This is a genomic window from Halomonas chromatireducens, assembly GCF_001545155.1.
In the GTDB taxonomy this organism is placed as follows: domain Bacteria; phylum Pseudomonadota; class Gammaproteobacteria; order Pseudomonadales; family Halomonadaceae; genus Halomonas; species Halomonas chromatireducens.
This window is the reverse complement of record NZ_CP014226.1, coordinates 3,399,488-3,413,387: the sequence shown is the minus strand read 5'-3', so window position 1 is coordinate 3,413,387 and position 13,900 is coordinate 3,399,488. Positions and strand designations below refer to the sequence as shown.

Genomic DNA, 13,900 nt, shown 5'->3' with positions numbered 1-13,900 from the left:
CTCAACCTAGCGCTTGCTGAGGTCGGCCGGGCCAGCAGTGCCTGACGCCTGCACGACTCCCGTGAGAACATCCCCGCTCACGCAGGCGGTCGCCGCCAATCTCTCTCGCCCACTCCACAGCAGTCGCATTATAGCGACACAACAAGCCATTGATTTACAGGGATAGTTTTATTATCCCGCTATAACTGTCGGCGATCAGCAACAGATCGGAGCCTTCAGGAAGCCTCTATCAGTCAAGCTGAAGTCCTCATTAAAAAAAATCTGCAATAACAATTTGTTTTTTATGGCTATTATTTTTTATGGCACCTTTATCGCATTACCTTACCAGTAGCAAGATGATCGGGGAAATCAGGTAGCACACCATGACCAACCCGTTCAGGAGGCCCTTGCCCAGGCAAGGAAGGATGCAGCCAAGGAAAAATCGCCAGGGAATGGTGTATACGGGATGTATCCCGGCAAGGAGGCCTCCCCCCTATTCTCAGCTGCCCGTCACGTCGGCTCGCTGACGGTCAGCTAGATCCTTTAGTTCCCTGCGTACTTGGGCCGCTCTGCGGCCTTTTTTTTGCTCCCAGCAGCAACGAAAAGCAGGCACGGCGCATCACCGAAAAGCTCTACTCAGCATTGCGAGACCAGACTTTGGAACGGACGCCACGTATGCATATAAAGCCCAAGTACTCCCTGTACATTAGCCCCAACCTATTGCCGTGCCTCCTTGCAGGCACGATTATCATCGCTGCCATCTTGGCCATCAACAGCCTGCTACCGCAACAGACCCTCGTTCGCACCACCTTCCCGACTGGCATGGCACCCGGCGCGATACACACCGGCCTGATACTGGTATCGTTTCTTGGCGGGGGTGCTCTCCCCCCGGCGCTTTTCCTACCCCTGCTGCGCGACGCCCGGGCGCGCGAGACCCAGCTCGTGGAGTCCCAGGCGGTGCTCGAAGCCCTGAATAACGAGCTACATCAGCAGGCCACCCGCGATGGCCTGCTGGGCATCGCCAACCGCCGCGAGTTCGAGCGTGTACTGAAGCTGGAATGGGGCCGTTCCGCACGAGAACACCAACCCCTCAGCCTGCTGATGATTGATGTCGACCACTTCAAGATTTTCAACGATACCTATGGACACCTGCAGGGCGACCGCTGCCTTCAGGAAGTGACAGCCGTACTCAACCAAGCGAGCAACCGCCCCGGTGACTTGCTGGCTCGATATGGCGGCGAGGAGATGGTCATCCTCGTCCCTCGCACCGACCTCGAAGGTGCAAAGGCGCTGGCTCAGCGCATTCAAGCACTTCTGGCGGAGCGCGGTATCGCCTTTCACGCCTCTCCGGTGGGGAACGAAGTGACGGTAAGCATAGGGGTATCCACTGTCATGCCCACCCGCCATCTCGATCCTCATGCACTGATTCAGCAGGCCGACGAAGGGCTTTATACCGCTAAAGCAAACGGTCGCAATCAAACCTGTACCGTTCCTCAAATACGTTTGCTCACGCAAAGGGAAGCCATCGGCTGACCCCCTGACAAGGTAGCCCCCCTCCCTCTACGACCCTCCTCCACATCACCGTCCTCAATGGCAGGATTTGACTGCCATTGATCCCTCCAAGGCTCAAGTTTTCCTCCTGCCTTCCGATATCCCGATTAGCAAATGACGTACAAGGCCGGCGATGGATCGCGACAGCCTCGGATGTCCCCCGGCAGGCAGTGGCGTTGGAGAAAAAAATGAACAACTTGAGTAGGGCAAGTGAGCTGTCGCCCCATGGCCCTTTGCAGCACGACAACCTGGAGCAACGGCTGGTACAGGCCAAGCTAGTGCTTGATGACCTGGAGAGAAACGCCAGCTCCAAGGATATGGGCGCGCTGTCGGCGGCCCGGGTGGAATTCGCCTTGGCCGCACGCGCGCTCGCCGATGAGCTGATCGCCCAGGGAAAGCAGGGCAGGGAACGCGGCGAGTGACCCAGGCCCAGTCCATAGCATAGTGGGCCAGATGCTCTCATCCGGCCCGTCGCAGCGTTGGCTGGAATGACACCCTGATAGCGGGCAGTTAAGAAGGCCAGGACTATTGCCTCGATAGACAGCGACTAACGCTTGTCCTGGGTGTTCGTCTCGAAGTCACTCGCGTCATGGCGCTCGTGCAGCTGCTCCTCAGGCTCGCCGAAAGTACGGTTGACCATCCGCCCTCGCTTCACCGTCGGCCGGGCATCGATATCGCTGGCCCAGCGCTGCACGTTCTCGTACGTCTGTACCTGAAGGAATTCGCCGGCATCGTAGACACGGCCCAGCGCCAGCTGCCCGTACCAGGGCCACGTCGCAATATCAGCAATAGTGTAGTCGTCCCCACCCAGGTAACGTGTCTCACCAAGGCGGCGATCCAGCACGTCGAGCTGACGCTTGGCCTCCATGGCAAAGCGGTCGATGGCGTATTCGATTTTGGTGGGCGCGTAGGCATAGAAATGGCCGAAGCCGCCGCCCAGGTAGGGTGCGCTGCCCATCTGCCAGAACAGCCAGTTCAGGGTTTCCGTTCGCCCCGCCGGTTCACGCGGCAACAATTCGCCGAACTTCTCGGCCAGGTATAGCAAGATGGAGCCCGACTCGAACACTCGTGTAGGTGGTGTGGTGCTGTGGTCCATCAGCGCCGGGATCTTCGAATTGGGATTGACCTCGACGAAGCCGCTTCCGAACTGATCGCCGTCACCGATCTTTATCAACCAGGCATCGTACTCGGCCGCCTGATGCCCCCTCGCCAGCAGCTCCTCGAGCATGATGGTAGCCTTTACCCCATTCGGCGTGGCCAACGAGTAGAGCTGCAGCGGATGCTTGCCGACCGGCAGCGTCTTGTCGTGGGTGGGGCCGGCGATGGGCCGGTTGATACTGGCGAACTGACCGCCGCTCTCCTTCTCCCATTTCCAGACCCTCGGCGGCACATACTCGTTGTCTTGGCTCATGAAAGCTCCAATTCGCTGGTGACGAAGCGTCCCGACCCCATCTGGGGAAACAGCACGCAGTGCCACAAAGATAGCGTGTTAACGTTCAAGCTTCGAGCCGCTGCGCCGTAGATAGACAAGATGACAGAATGGAATCAGCAAGGGGCTCGCAACAATTCCGAGGGCGATGATGATCGCCCACTTCGGCGCATCCCACCCCAGGCCGAGAAGGACGAACACTGCCAAGGAGACGCCAACCAGCCCCGCGCCAAGGCAGGCCGCCCGCCACCACCAGTACAACGCCTCCTCGTGATCGACCCACGTCTGGCGATTCCAGATACAAGCGACCGCCACACGCCATAACCCCAGAATACCCAGCATTCCAATCAGCACGAAGTGCATGACCACCAAGTCCATCAGACTCCATGGAAAACCCAAGGTAAGAAACAGAACCACGCTGGAGAAGAGGCAGACCACACTCGCCGGCAGCGCCAGCACGAGCATTTCGACCGCGACAAACATTCGGTGAACGCTTCCCCTGTTCATGCTTTGCTATCTCGCTTGCTACAACAATCCATCGCTATTACCGCTCCATCGCTCCAAGCAGTTCCAGCTCGGCGTCGTGCAGGGAAACCAGTAAAGGCGCACCGCGCTGGTTGACGCGAAACTGGCCGTAGCGGGCGGGCTCATAGCGCTCGGCGTGGCCCTCCTGGAAGAAGAAGGCATTGGTGGCGAACCGCACCCGGCCATTGCGCAACCGGTAGTTTATGCGTATCTCATCCGCATCCAGCGGACTCTCCCCGGAATCCAGCCGCTCGAAGTGCGCGATGCGCTGCGCGTCCAGGCGAACGATCACATGGCCATCAATGCTCTGCGGTTCGCCACCCACCCTGTGCTGCGCATCGAGCGCCTCCCGGATGCGGTTTCCAACCTCGAAACTCAACGCCATGTAATCCCCCTGCATGAGCGAACGCGGGTCCACCGGCGCCAGCTCCAGGTACGCCACCTCGCCCTCGGCCAGGTGTCGCTCCTTGGCCCAGATGCTCCAGTTGACCAAAGCCAGGATCAGCACCAGGGCTACCACCACGGTGACCCGGCTCCACTTCGCTGTCGGTGTCATTGGCTCACATCCTCCCCGGCAGCGACCCGCGTATCGATGGGCCATCTGCGGCACAACACCCAGCGCAGCGCCAGCAGCAGCACGCCCAGCAAGAGCAGCGTCACTGACTTGGCCAGCAGCGTGACGTCGAGCCAGTAGTAGTAATGCGTGATGGCCAGCAGCAGCAATATCACGCCGAACCCCATGATCAGGCGATTGCCGATGGCGAAGCCCAGTGCAACCACCAGCGCCCCCTGACTCAGTCCATGGGCCTGAAGCGAAAGCAGCATCAGCACCAACGCAGCGCCATAGGCCGCCACCCGCGCGCTCGGCGCAATGGCGTGCCTGTGGCGCTGGACGACGTGGCGAATCAGCAGCAACAGCGCCAGCGTGCCCAGGCCATCCCCCACCCAAGGCTCCAGCCAGGCCAGGCCCGTACCGTAACCGTAGCGCCCAAGCAGCAGCGACTGCCCGTGATACCCCGTGACCTGAATGGCGAGCAGGCCCAGCAAGAGGCCATAGCCCAGCGCCTGCAGCTGGCGCATATATGTCGGCCAGCGAAACTCGTTGAGCCACAGGAAGGTCAGTGACAGCAGCACCAGGCCACCGGCCAGCGAAGGCGCCGAGACGCCTTCGGTCAAGGCCAGATAAAACGCCAGGCTCGCCGCGAAGGCGGAAAAAGTGCGGTGGGTGTGGCTTGGCATCACCAATGCCAGTACCGCCTGCAGTACTGCCAACGACCACCAGAAGCCGGCGTTCACGTCTCCCAGTGCGGCGCCCAGAGCCCAGGCCGCCAGCAGCTGGCCCGCCAGGCTTCCCGCCAACCCCAGGTGCTCGACGAAGTCACCGTTCGAACCCCGCAGCAGTGCATAGGCGCCCGCGATCATCACCAGCCCCAGCGTGGCGGCCGCCGCACTGCTGTCGAGCACGAATACCGCGCCCATGCCGATGAAGCCGAGCAGAAACAGCGCGGCCAGCCAGCCCGAGAACGCCTGCAGCGCCCGCACGAACCAGGGCGCCTCCAGCACCGGCGGCGCATCACCCTCGTCAACGACGATGCCGGCCTGGGCGAGCCTTTCCGTGAGCGGCCGGGTCATGGCGACATCTCCACGTGAAGCCGCTTGAGCCAGAATACCGCCAGAGCACCCAGCGACAGCACCCCCAGGGATAACAACAGGAAGCCCTCCGCCCCGCCCTGCCACAGCAGATGCCGGCCGAAGAAGGTGGTGACCACCACGATGACCGACAGGCAACCGCCCGCCAGCATGAACAGGTCGGGCCGCCAATAGCGATAGATGAAATAGAGCGCAGCCAGCCACAGCGGGTAAATCAGCAAGGCAGCCGAGACATCGGCCCACTCATCCAGGATGAACATGAGCATCAGCAGGGTCAGGGGAATGCCGCTGCCCAATGCCAGCAGGCCCGTGCTCCAGCCGGTAGAGAGCCAGCGGCAGCGCCGCGCGGCCAGCTCCCACACCGCCAGTGCCACGGTATTGAGCGCGAACACCCCCCAGAGGGCGGCGGCGTCTCCGCCGAAGAGGCTGCCAAACAACCCGCCCCAGGTACGGAAATAGAGCAGCAGCGAAAGGTTGAGCAGCCCCAGCCACAGGACCCAGAGCGCATCGAAGCGGGCCACCACGGCCCAGGGCAGCATCAGCACGGCCCAGAAGAAGAACAGCTGCCAGGGGTCGGCGCCGGTCTGGTAGACCTGACCGAACAGCGCCAGCAGCACGCCCAGCAGCAGCGAGGCCGTCGTCAGCGCGGCTCGTGCCACGATGTTGACGACTACACCGTCATCCGCTCTTCCCTCATCTACTGGGCCGCGTCCTTCGGCCCACCAGTAGACGCCGATCGCCGCCACCAGCGCCGCCTGCACCAGCCCGAAGCGCAGCCAGCGGCCCATGTCGGCCCAGTTGTAGGCGACCAGGAACAGCAGCGCGCTGGCCAGGGACAGCGTGCCCAGCCATAGCAGCAGTCGATCCAGGAACACGCCCCAGGCCCGCCCCGAGGGGTGGAGACCGGAAAGCGCGACCGCCCGCGCAACCTGTTCACGCGAAATCGCGCCGCGTTCGATCAATGCCACCAGCTCACGGCGAATGGAGGCCATGTCGCTTCCTTACGTGGTATCTCGGAATGGGGGGTTCGTGCCCCCTCTCACTCGGAAGCCTCTCCACCGTGGCTCTCGACTCCAGATGGCGGACGCACCCGCGGCTCGTCGCCCTTAGTTATGTCGTGCTGGCTGAGCACCACCACCTCCCGCGGCCACCACTCGGGGTGGTTGTCACGGATAAACGCCATCAGCCGCTCGCGGATATTCATTTCCGCCACCCAGCCGGCGAAGGGGTCGGAGGCCATCAGGTAACAGGAGATGGTCTGCGCCCGCTCGCTCTGGCCGGTGACGTAGCAGCACAGCCTGTGGTGTTCGACGACGTTGTCCTCTTCCTTGGCATACTCCAGGAATTTCTCTCGTATGACCTGAGTGTCGGCGCTCAGATGGACGACCAACTCCAGCGTGCGGTACATCTTGGCGCTCTTCACCGACAGGTTCTCGAAGGGCTTGGAGACGAAATACGTCACCGGCACGATCAAGCGCCGCTCATCCCAGCTTCTCAAGCGAATGAAGGTGTAGAAGATGCCTTCCACATAGCACCACTGCCCCTCGAACATCACCAGGTCGCCGATGCGGATGGGCTTGGCCAGCGACAACTGGAAGGATGAGAGAATATTACCCAGCACCGCCTGACCCGCGATACCCACCAGCACCGCCAGCACGCTGGCTGACGCCAGCAACGACATGCCCAGCGTCTCGAAGAGCGGGATCTGGCTCAGCACATAGACAGAGACCGCAGCGACGGTGATCAGGATGATGATACGGCGCACAGCGTAGAGCGTGGTCAGCAGCTTGCGCTCATCCTTGGGCTTGGTGTCGTCGATTTCCCCCACCATGCGCCGCGTCACTTTGAGCAGGATGGTGTCCACTAACCGAAGCGCTATCGTACCGACGCCCCAGGCAATCATAATGATCAACAGGATACGGATAAACGTGGTGGCAACGGCAGTGAAGGAAACCACGTAGTCGAGCAGGGATTGCGCCACGAAGGCCATGATGAGGAAAGCCATGGGGCTCCGGATCCTGCTGGCGAATATGCTGGGCACGCCGTTGGGGAACCATTGCGATAGCAAGCCGACCAGGCCGTAGACACCCCACCCTACCAGGCCGATCAGCATCAGGAAGACCGGAATGGCGATCCATTCCCAGACCTGGAGCCTACCGAAAGAGGTCTTGAAGCGATCCGGGATATACGCTTCCAACAGCGACGGACCAAACTCTTCGTAGAGTACGGGAATTGACGCAACGCTATCGGGAGTGATCAGCCAGATGGGATCCTCGTCGTCAACCCGATAGCGGGCCAGGCGAATATCATAGGTATCGCCCTTGGCCTCGAGCGAGGCCAGCTCGAGGTTTCGGCGTGGTTCTCCGGCTTGGGGATGCTGTCCTGACGGGTCCTCGATAGCGGCGTCCTGGCGCCCGGGAAGGTCGGATACATCGAGCCATTCGCCACGCCGGAGAATCTCGGCCAGTTGCCTGGCCAATTCCGCGCCCCTCTGCGGCTGCTCAGCGGCGTCCAGCTCGGAAAGATTCAGCACGTGTGCCGCGCTGGCATACTCCTCCTGATCAGTGAGCTGCTGAAAACTGCGGATCGACTCTCGTGGCGTATCTCGCCTGACCGCGTCGGGGGTGGCGTCGAGCCCGTCATTCAACGTATCGAGCGGAAACCACTCCTTCTCCTCGCTGTCGCTCTCACTCTCGCCACCATTCGCAACCGCACCCTGCGGCATCTGCGCGAGGCTGGCCCCGGAAATGACAATGGCCACTGCCATTACCGCCAGGATGCTCCACAGCCGCCATGCACCGTTTCCAGTCATAGACCTCTTCCTGATTGAAGCGAATCCGCCGCCCCTTCCTGAGGCAGCACTATGCGGGTCGCGTCGCACCGTGCATCGCACCAGGCGGCTCGACCGATGGCTGATGCCAGTACAGCGCACCGGCTACCGCTTCGTCCAGTCGCAGGCGGCCCGTCGCTACCGCACCTGAGCGTTATCGGGCTGCGGCGGCATTACCCTCGAGAGGGAATCACTTGACCGCCTTCTGCCAGGCACGCCGGGTTTCGCGACCGAGGCCCCGGGGCAGGACGAGACGGGTAGCGCCGAGGTAGGCGAGAAACTCACGGGCAGCCTGCTGCAGGGCATCGGGCAGGCCCTCGGGAAGCCTGGCCGGCTGGATGTCTGGCTCCCAGTGCCAGGCCAGAAGGCTCAAGGTGCCCTGCTGGCACCTGGCGTCGAAGCGAGCAACGAAGCGGTCGCCCCACAGCACCGGCAACACATAGTACCCCCAGCGCCGCTGGGCCAGGGGCTTGTAGACCTCCCAGACGTAGTCGAAACCGAAGAGGCGGGCAACACCTCCGCGGTCCCACATCAGCGGATCCAGCGGGGCGAGAAAACGCACTCCCTGACTCGTGCCACCGGCCGTAACGGGCGACGCCTCCAGAACCGAGAGTGCCTCAGGCGTGGCCCAGTAGCCCGTTCCCTCCACGTCGACTTCGACCAACGCTCCCGCAGCGATGGCCCGTGCGGCCATGCGGTTGCGCTCGGCACGCGAACAGGGCAGCAACCACACGGCGGCATCGGCGGTGGGACGCAGCAGGCCAGCGGCCTGCACGCGACGGACCACCAGCCGTTGCAGGGCGTCTTCCTGCGTGGCGCCCTGCATGTCCGCGGCCGGGGGCAGCACGCGTTCGGGCAAGTCGTAGGCATGGCGGCCGCCCACTCGATGGTGCGTCATCAGGCGTCCGGCATCCCACAGCGCCTTGAGCAGATGACGCGAGCGCTTGGGCCCGTACCAGCTGCCGCGTAATGCGGGATCGGACCGTTGATCACCCAGCTCGAGGCTGGTGGCGGGGCCGTGGCGTTCGGCCTGATCGACCAGGGCGAGAGCTTCCGGGGATTCGACGTCCACGCCGTGCTGCCGCCAGCGCCGCTCGAACCAGCGATGGAACGGCGCCTGGGCCCACCACTCGCCGGGCTGGATCAGGCTGGCCTGCTTGTCCCAGCCATCGACCAGGAGTCGCTGCGCATAGGTCGCATGCAGCCAGTCACCCCGCCTGTATCCCGGTACCCGGGACTGCAGCACCAGGTCCGGGTTGGTACCGACCGGTGCCAGGGGATCGAACTGAATGGTCCCCAGGCGACGGATTACGGTCGCCAGCGAGGCCAGCTGAAAGTGATAGCACACCAGCAGGCGGCGAGCGTCGGCCCGCGTCAGGGACAAGCGCTGTTGGACGGTCATCGGCGATGCCTGGAGACACTATGCGCCCGGGTTGCCCAGCGCTTTTAGCTGTTCGGCGCTCAGTGCGAGCTTTTCGTTTTGATTAACCCCGATGCCTTGCTCGATGATGCCCTGTGCTATCGCCTTTGCCTCTTCCAGAGAGTGCATGACGAAGGTGCCGCACTGGTACTCATTCAGCTCCGGGATATCCTCCATACGCTTGACGTTCAGCACGTCCTGCATTGCCGCAAGCCATGCTTCACCGACACGCTCCTCGCTGGGGTTGCCCAGCAGGCTCATGTAGAACCCCGTGCGACACCCCATCGGTGAGATATCGATTATCTCGACATCCTTGCCGTTCAGGTGGTTGCGCATGAAGCCTGCGAACAGGTGCTCCAGGGTGTGAATGCCCTTCTCACCCATCATCTCTTCGTTCGGCTTGTTGAAGCGAAGATCGAACACCGTGATGGTATCGCCGGAGGGCGACTGCATGGTCTTGGCGACGCGCACAGCCGGGGCGTTCATGATCGTGTGGTCGACGGTAAAGCTATCCAGTAAGGGCATGCTCAGTCCTGATTTTCCGATTGGGTTTGCTGGTCGTGTTGCCGGTATATGACAGCATAAACCCGTCGCGTTCAATCGTTGGTATAACGGCACACCCTCCGTCCCATGCCAGCCCAGATCGTGGCGAAGCGTCGGCGCGGTGCAAAGGGGTAGCGCTTCCGGCCCGCCGCTGTTCTCTTGAACGCCCCCCGGCGTCAGGTCGCCTGAGCCGGCTGGAAGTAGTCGAACAGCTGCGTGACCGCTTCCGGCGCCACGCCGTTGGTAATGAACACGAAGCGCGAGACACCGTCACGGCAGGCCTCCACCGGCAGCGGCTCCGGTGGGTGGAAGATGTGCTGAACACCATGCAGAGCGAGCGGCTGCTCGCGCCCTGCGATCTTCACGATGGCCTTCACCCGCAGGATCTTATCGCCCAGCAGCGACATCAGCAGGTCCAGCCAGTCTTCCAGGATTTCGGGGGCGATGGGCTGCTCGACGGTGAAGCAGAAGGAACGGATCTGTTCCCCATGCCGGGTAAGCGCCGGGCCGGATGCCGGCGCCATCATCGTGACCAGGGCACCGGGGGTCGGTGGCGCCATGCCCATCGCCGGGGAAACCTGGGCATAGGAAGCCGCACGCAGCCAACCCTCGGCGCGCTGCCCCTTCGCGGGCAGACTGCTCCCGACCACATATTCGGCCGCCAGCTCACCGTGACGCACCTGCAGCTGCTCGGCGGCCGGGTTGATCGCCGCCAGATGGCTGGCCAGCCGCGACAGCCGCTCCTCATCCACCAGATCCGTCTTGGTGAGCAACAACCGGTCGGCAACCGCCACCTGGCGCTGCGATTCGCGGTGCGCATTCAGGGTCGAGATACCGCTGGCAGAATCCACCAGGCAGATCACGCCATCCAGGGCAAAGCGGTGGGCCAGCCAGTGGTCGGTCATCAGGGTGTGCAGGATGGGGGCCGGGTCGGCAAGCCCGGTGGTCTCGATGATCACCCGCGAGAAGGGCTGGCCACCCTCCCGCTCGACTGCCTCGCAGGCCTGCTGAACGTTGCGGCTCAAGTCGCCGCGGATGGTGCAGCACAAGCAGCCGCTGCTCATTTCCACCACGGTATGCTCGTCACTCTCGGCGACCAGCCGGTGGTCCAGCCCGATATCGCCGAACTCGTTGATCACCACCAGCGCATCCTTCATGGCCGGCTGGCGGACAAGGCGATTGAGCAGCGTGGTCTTGCCGCTACCGAGGAAGCCGGTGAGTACGGTAACGGGAATCAGATCCGCGGTATCAACGTTCATACAAAGCACCATCACGGGGCATATTCATCGCCACATCGTTGAAGTGAAAGGAAGTTCCTGGCAGGCCCTGGCGAAACATCCCACTCGCACCGCCTTGGCATGTTTCACGCTCTCTTGGCTACCAGACGGCATCCCGAGGCCATCATTTATGTTATATCATAACATATATCGAAGCGTGAGCCCTGCTGTCAGCCAGCCCCCGGCGCCATTGGTCCAGGTCTCACAGACCCCGGCCGCACCCCATCGACTGGGTAAGTGAGACTCTCGTATCGCATCACTCGAAATTAGTATTTTATTAATTTCAACGAAAACATGCGCTTCACGCTAATACGGGAAAATTAAACAGAAAGACTTTGACCCAAGCCAGTAACCGTGACACCGTAGTCGCAGCTGGTTAGTAAGCGTTATAGAGTTTCAGTAGTGTTCGATTCTTTCGGCAGTCTGTAATTTATCTCGTTCTACCCGCTACAAACCTGGGTAAAACCAGAAACATTGCAAGGCGCTAAGCGCGAAAGGATATATATTATGACGACTGGCACAGTTAAGTGGTTCAACGATTCCAAAGGCTTCGGCTTCATTACCCCGACTGACGGCGGCGATGACGTTTTTGCCCACTTCTCCGAAATTCAGGCCGATGGCTTCAAATCCCTGCAGGAAGGTAGCTCCGTCTCTTTTGACGTGACTCAGGGTCAGAAAGGCCTTCAGGCTTCAAATATCAAGCAAATCGCATAACCTGACGGTTAAACGGTTTGTCGAACCTTAGGGTTCGATGACAAGGCCCGCTTCGGCGGGCCTTGTTGCGTTATAAATATAATGGCGAGATCGGCTCTACGTGATGCGCCCTGCCCTGCGGGGCCGAGTATGGCTCCGGCCAGTATTCGACCAAGCGCACAATCCTGCCCTTCTCCACCGTGAAGAATGAAATCGCCGTCGCCGACTGAACGCCATCAGTAATGGCGACCTCCGTCACCACTTCACCCTCCCCCTCTACACACCGGTTCAACGTGAACTGCCAGCGGCCATGAGCCGGGTACTCGGCATTCATCTGTGCGAAGCGCTCACCTCCGCAAATACGCTCATTGGACTGCGGCCATTCGAGAACGAAATCCGGCGCAAGCACCGTCGCGACCGAGTAAAAGTCATTTGTGGCCATCAGCTGCCAGAATTGACGCACCACATCGCCTGCCGTTTTCATCCTGCTCTCCCTATGACAATACGCCCACGCCGGCATCAAGCGCCGGACGACTTGCAGTGGCGTCGGTGCTTCCTCTTTGCTGCATTCCTGACAAACTCTCAAGGCCGCCGCATGGCGGCGACCAGGGCACTTGCCCCGATCAGGCTGCCGGCGCCGGTGCGGTGCAGGATGCGGCGCAGCCGTGCGCTCAGCATCCGGCCGCCGCTGGTCGCCAGGAAGGTGAAGGCGAGATCGCTTAGCACGCCGATGACCAGAAAGGTCGAGAACAGGATGGCCAACTGCGGCAGCAAGGGCTGGCTGGGTGCCACGAACTGCGGCATGAAGGCCATGAAGAAGGCCAGGCTCTTGGGGTTCAGCGCGGTAACCAGAAACGCCTTGGCCGTGCCGAGCCGAATATCCGTACCCGTAGGCTGCAAGTCGCCCAGTTGGCCAGCCTCGCGCCACATCTTGATGCCCAGGTAGAGCAAATAAGCGGCCCCGAGCCATTTGAAGAGTTGGAACAGCTCAGCGGAGGCCATCAGGAGCGCGCCAACCCCGGCAAACGACAGGGTCATGGCCAGCAGGTCACCAAGGAAAAAGCCGGGCAGCATGGCCAGGGCGGCCCGTCGCCCGCGGTTGACCCCGGTGGTGACCAGCAGGGCCACCGCGGGGCCGGGGGAGGCGATGATCAACAGTGAGGCCAGGCAGAAGGAGAGCCACAGTTCCTGCGGCATAGCGCGTTCCTCGAATGGGTCATATCGGTGACGTTCGGCACATCCTCATAGTGCATCACTGCCGCCACTTGGAAAAGCAAGACGCAACGCCTACATATGCTACGTTATAACATCCTTGATCGATCAAAATTTGTAGCCCACCATGGTCGGCCTTCGGCACCGACAAGGGCTTCGCGGGACTGTTTCCCGTATCAGGCTAAACCCATGGGAGACGCAATGATCGCCAAGCGAGAACGCGGCAAGATGGAGCGGCGACTGTCCGCTTCGCTGACACATGCCTGTGAGCAGGCCAAGCCCCTGCTGTCCGGCTTCTGCTGGCTGACCCATGAGGTCGATTACCAGCGCTTTCCCGAGAGCCTGGTGGTCACCTGGGTGTTCGATACCCACCCCAATCTGGCGAATGCGCTCAAGGGCGATGCCCGGCGTTGCATCAATGAGCTGACCGCCGAGGCATTGGCAGAAGTCGGAGTCGATGTCGGCGACGCCTCAAGGCATCTCGACTTCGACAGCGAAGAGGCGTGTCAGCGGGAACACGGCGGCGACTGGCAGTGTCGGCTGCGCACCAAGGCCATGAGGCACTGAATGGCCAAGAAGATCGAAAACCCCTGTGTCTCGATTTGCCAGCTTTCGGGGGGCCTGTGCGTGGGCTGCGGCCGCACCGTGGAGGAGATACGCCAGTGGAAAGCCATGAAGCGGCCGGAAAAGATGAAAACGGTAAAACGTGCCGATGAGCGCTTGAAGAAGATCTCGCGCGACTGACAAGAAAATAATTCGGAATACAGCCCAGAACAAAAGCATAAACACTG

The 13,900-nt window shown here is 61.6% G+C and carries 16 protein-coding genes; 5 read left to right on the top strand and 11 right to left on the bottom strand.

Annotation, left to right across the window (positions count from 1 at the left end):
* Nucleotides 1-654: 654 nt before the first annotated feature.
* Together LOKO_RS15800 and LOKO_RS15795 are read left to right on the top strand one after the other, a co-directional pair.
* Nucleotides 655-1,512, top strand: coding sequence for a diguanylate cyclase (locus LOKO_RS15800; RefSeq protein ID WP_066451531.1), 858 nt, complete (start codon nt 655-657; stop codon nt 1,510-1,512).
* Between the two features lie 206 nt (nt 1,513-1,718).
* Entirely contained in the window at nt 1,719-1,952 is a 234-nt protein-coding gene (locus LOKO_RS15795; protein ID WP_066451529.1) for a hypothetical protein, read from the top strand.
* Between the two features lie 125 nt (nt 1,953-2,077).
* Here LOKO_RS15795 and yghU read toward each other — a convergent pair whose 3' ends face one another.
* The 9 genes from yghU to LOKO_RS15750 all read right to left on the bottom strand — a co-directional run bounded on the left by yghU (nt 2,078) and on the right by LOKO_RS15750 (nt 11,186).
* Nucleotides 2,078-2,941 (bottom strand): glutathione-dependent disulfide-bond oxidoreductase, encoded by an 864-nt coding sequence (yghU, locus tag LOKO_RS15790; protein WP_066451527.1) that lies wholly within the window; start codon nt 2,939-2,941, stop codon nt 2,078-2,080.
* Nucleotides 2,942-3,019: 78 nt separating this feature from the next.
* Nucleotides 3,020-3,442, bottom strand: coding sequence for a hypothetical protein (locus LOKO_RS15785; RefSeq protein ID WP_066451523.1), 423 nt, complete (start codon nt 3,440-3,442; stop codon nt 3,020-3,022).
* A gap of 61 nt (nt 3,443-3,503) precedes the next feature.
* Nucleotides 3,504-4,040: a GDYXXLXY domain-containing protein gene (locus LOKO_RS15780; RefSeq protein ID WP_066451522.1), complete on the bottom strand. Its 537-nt coding sequence runs from the start codon at nt 4,038-4,040 to the stop codon at nt 3,504-3,506.
* The gene (locus tag LOKO_RS15775; protein ID WP_066451520.1) at nt 4,037-5,116 is read right to left on the bottom strand and encodes a DUF4401 domain-containing protein; all 1,080 of its coding nucleotides are present in this window, start codon (nt 5,114-5,116) and stop codon (nt 4,037-4,039) included. The genes LOKO_RS15780 and LOKO_RS15775 overlap by 4 nt, the downstream gene beginning before the upstream one ends.
* On the bottom strand, nt 5,113-6,126 hold the full coding sequence (locus LOKO_RS15770) for a DUF2157 domain-containing protein (protein ID WP_066451519.1): 1,014 nt from the start codon (nt 6,124-6,126) through the stop codon (nt 5,113-5,115). Before LOKO_RS15770 ends, LOKO_RS15775 begins: the two co-directional genes overlap by 4 nt.
* A gap of 47 nt (nt 6,127-6,173) precedes the next feature.
* Complete coding sequence (locus LOKO_RS15765) at nt 6,174-7,946, bottom strand: mechanosensitive ion channel family protein (protein ID WP_066451517.1); 1,773 nt, start codon at nt 7,944-7,946, stop codon at nt 6,174-6,176.
* Between the two features lie 208 nt (nt 7,947-8,154).
* Entirely contained in the window at nt 8,155-9,366 is a 1,212-nt protein-coding gene (locus LOKO_RS15760) for a DNA glycosylase AlkZ-like family protein (RefSeq protein ID WP_066451514.1), read from the bottom strand.
* 18 nt (nt 9,367-9,384) lie between these two features.
* Nucleotides 9,385-9,909 carry an S-ribosylhomocysteine lyase gene (luxS, locus tag LOKO_RS15755; RefSeq protein WP_066451512.1) on the bottom strand — a complete coding sequence of 175 codons (525 nt, stop codon included), beginning with the start codon at nt 9,907-9,909 and terminating at the stop codon, nt 9,385-9,387.
* A gap of 194 nt (nt 9,910-10,103) precedes the next feature.
* A complete protein-coding gene (locus LOKO_RS15750) occupies nt 10,104-11,186 on the bottom strand; it encodes a CobW family GTP-binding protein (protein ID WP_066451508.1) in 1,083 nt (360 codons plus the stop codon).
* Between the two features lie 525 nt (nt 11,187-11,711).
* Here LOKO_RS15750 and LOKO_RS15745 point away from each other — a divergent pair.
* Nucleotides 11,712-11,918 carry a cold-shock protein gene (locus LOKO_RS15745; protein ID WP_066451504.1) on the top strand — a complete coding sequence of 69 codons (207 nt, stop codon included), beginning with the start codon at nt 11,712-11,714 and terminating at the stop codon, nt 11,916-11,918.
* Nucleotides 11,919-11,988: 70 nt separating this feature from the next.
* Here LOKO_RS15745 and LOKO_RS15740 read toward each other — a convergent pair whose 3' ends face one another.
* Both LOKO_RS15740 and LOKO_RS15735 read right to left on the bottom strand, forming a co-directional pair.
* Complete coding sequence (locus tag LOKO_RS15740; protein ID WP_066451501.1) at nt 11,989-12,381, bottom strand: nuclear transport factor 2 family protein; 393 nt, start codon at nt 12,379-12,381, stop codon at nt 11,989-11,991.
* 98 nt (nt 12,382-12,479) lie between these two features.
* Nucleotides 12,480-13,094 (bottom strand): LysE family translocator, encoded by a 615-nt coding sequence (locus LOKO_RS15735; RefSeq protein ID WP_066451499.1) that lies wholly within the window; start codon nt 13,092-13,094, stop codon nt 12,480-12,482.
* A 216-nt stretch (nt 13,095-13,310) separates the two neighbouring features.
* Between LOKO_RS15735 and LOKO_RS15730 the strand changes: the two genes are divergently transcribed.
* The gene (locus tag LOKO_RS15730; protein WP_066451497.1) at nt 13,311-13,676 is read left to right on the top strand and encodes a hypothetical protein; all 366 of its coding nucleotides are present in this window, start codon (nt 13,311-13,313) and stop codon (nt 13,674-13,676) included.
* Nucleotides 13,677-13,853: a DUF1289 domain-containing protein gene (locus LOKO_RS18980; RefSeq protein WP_083517626.1), complete on the top strand. Its 177-nt coding sequence runs from the start codon at nt 13,677-13,679 to the stop codon at nt 13,851-13,853. It abuts the gene before it with no gap.
* Nucleotides 13,854-13,900: the final 47 nt, after the last annotated feature.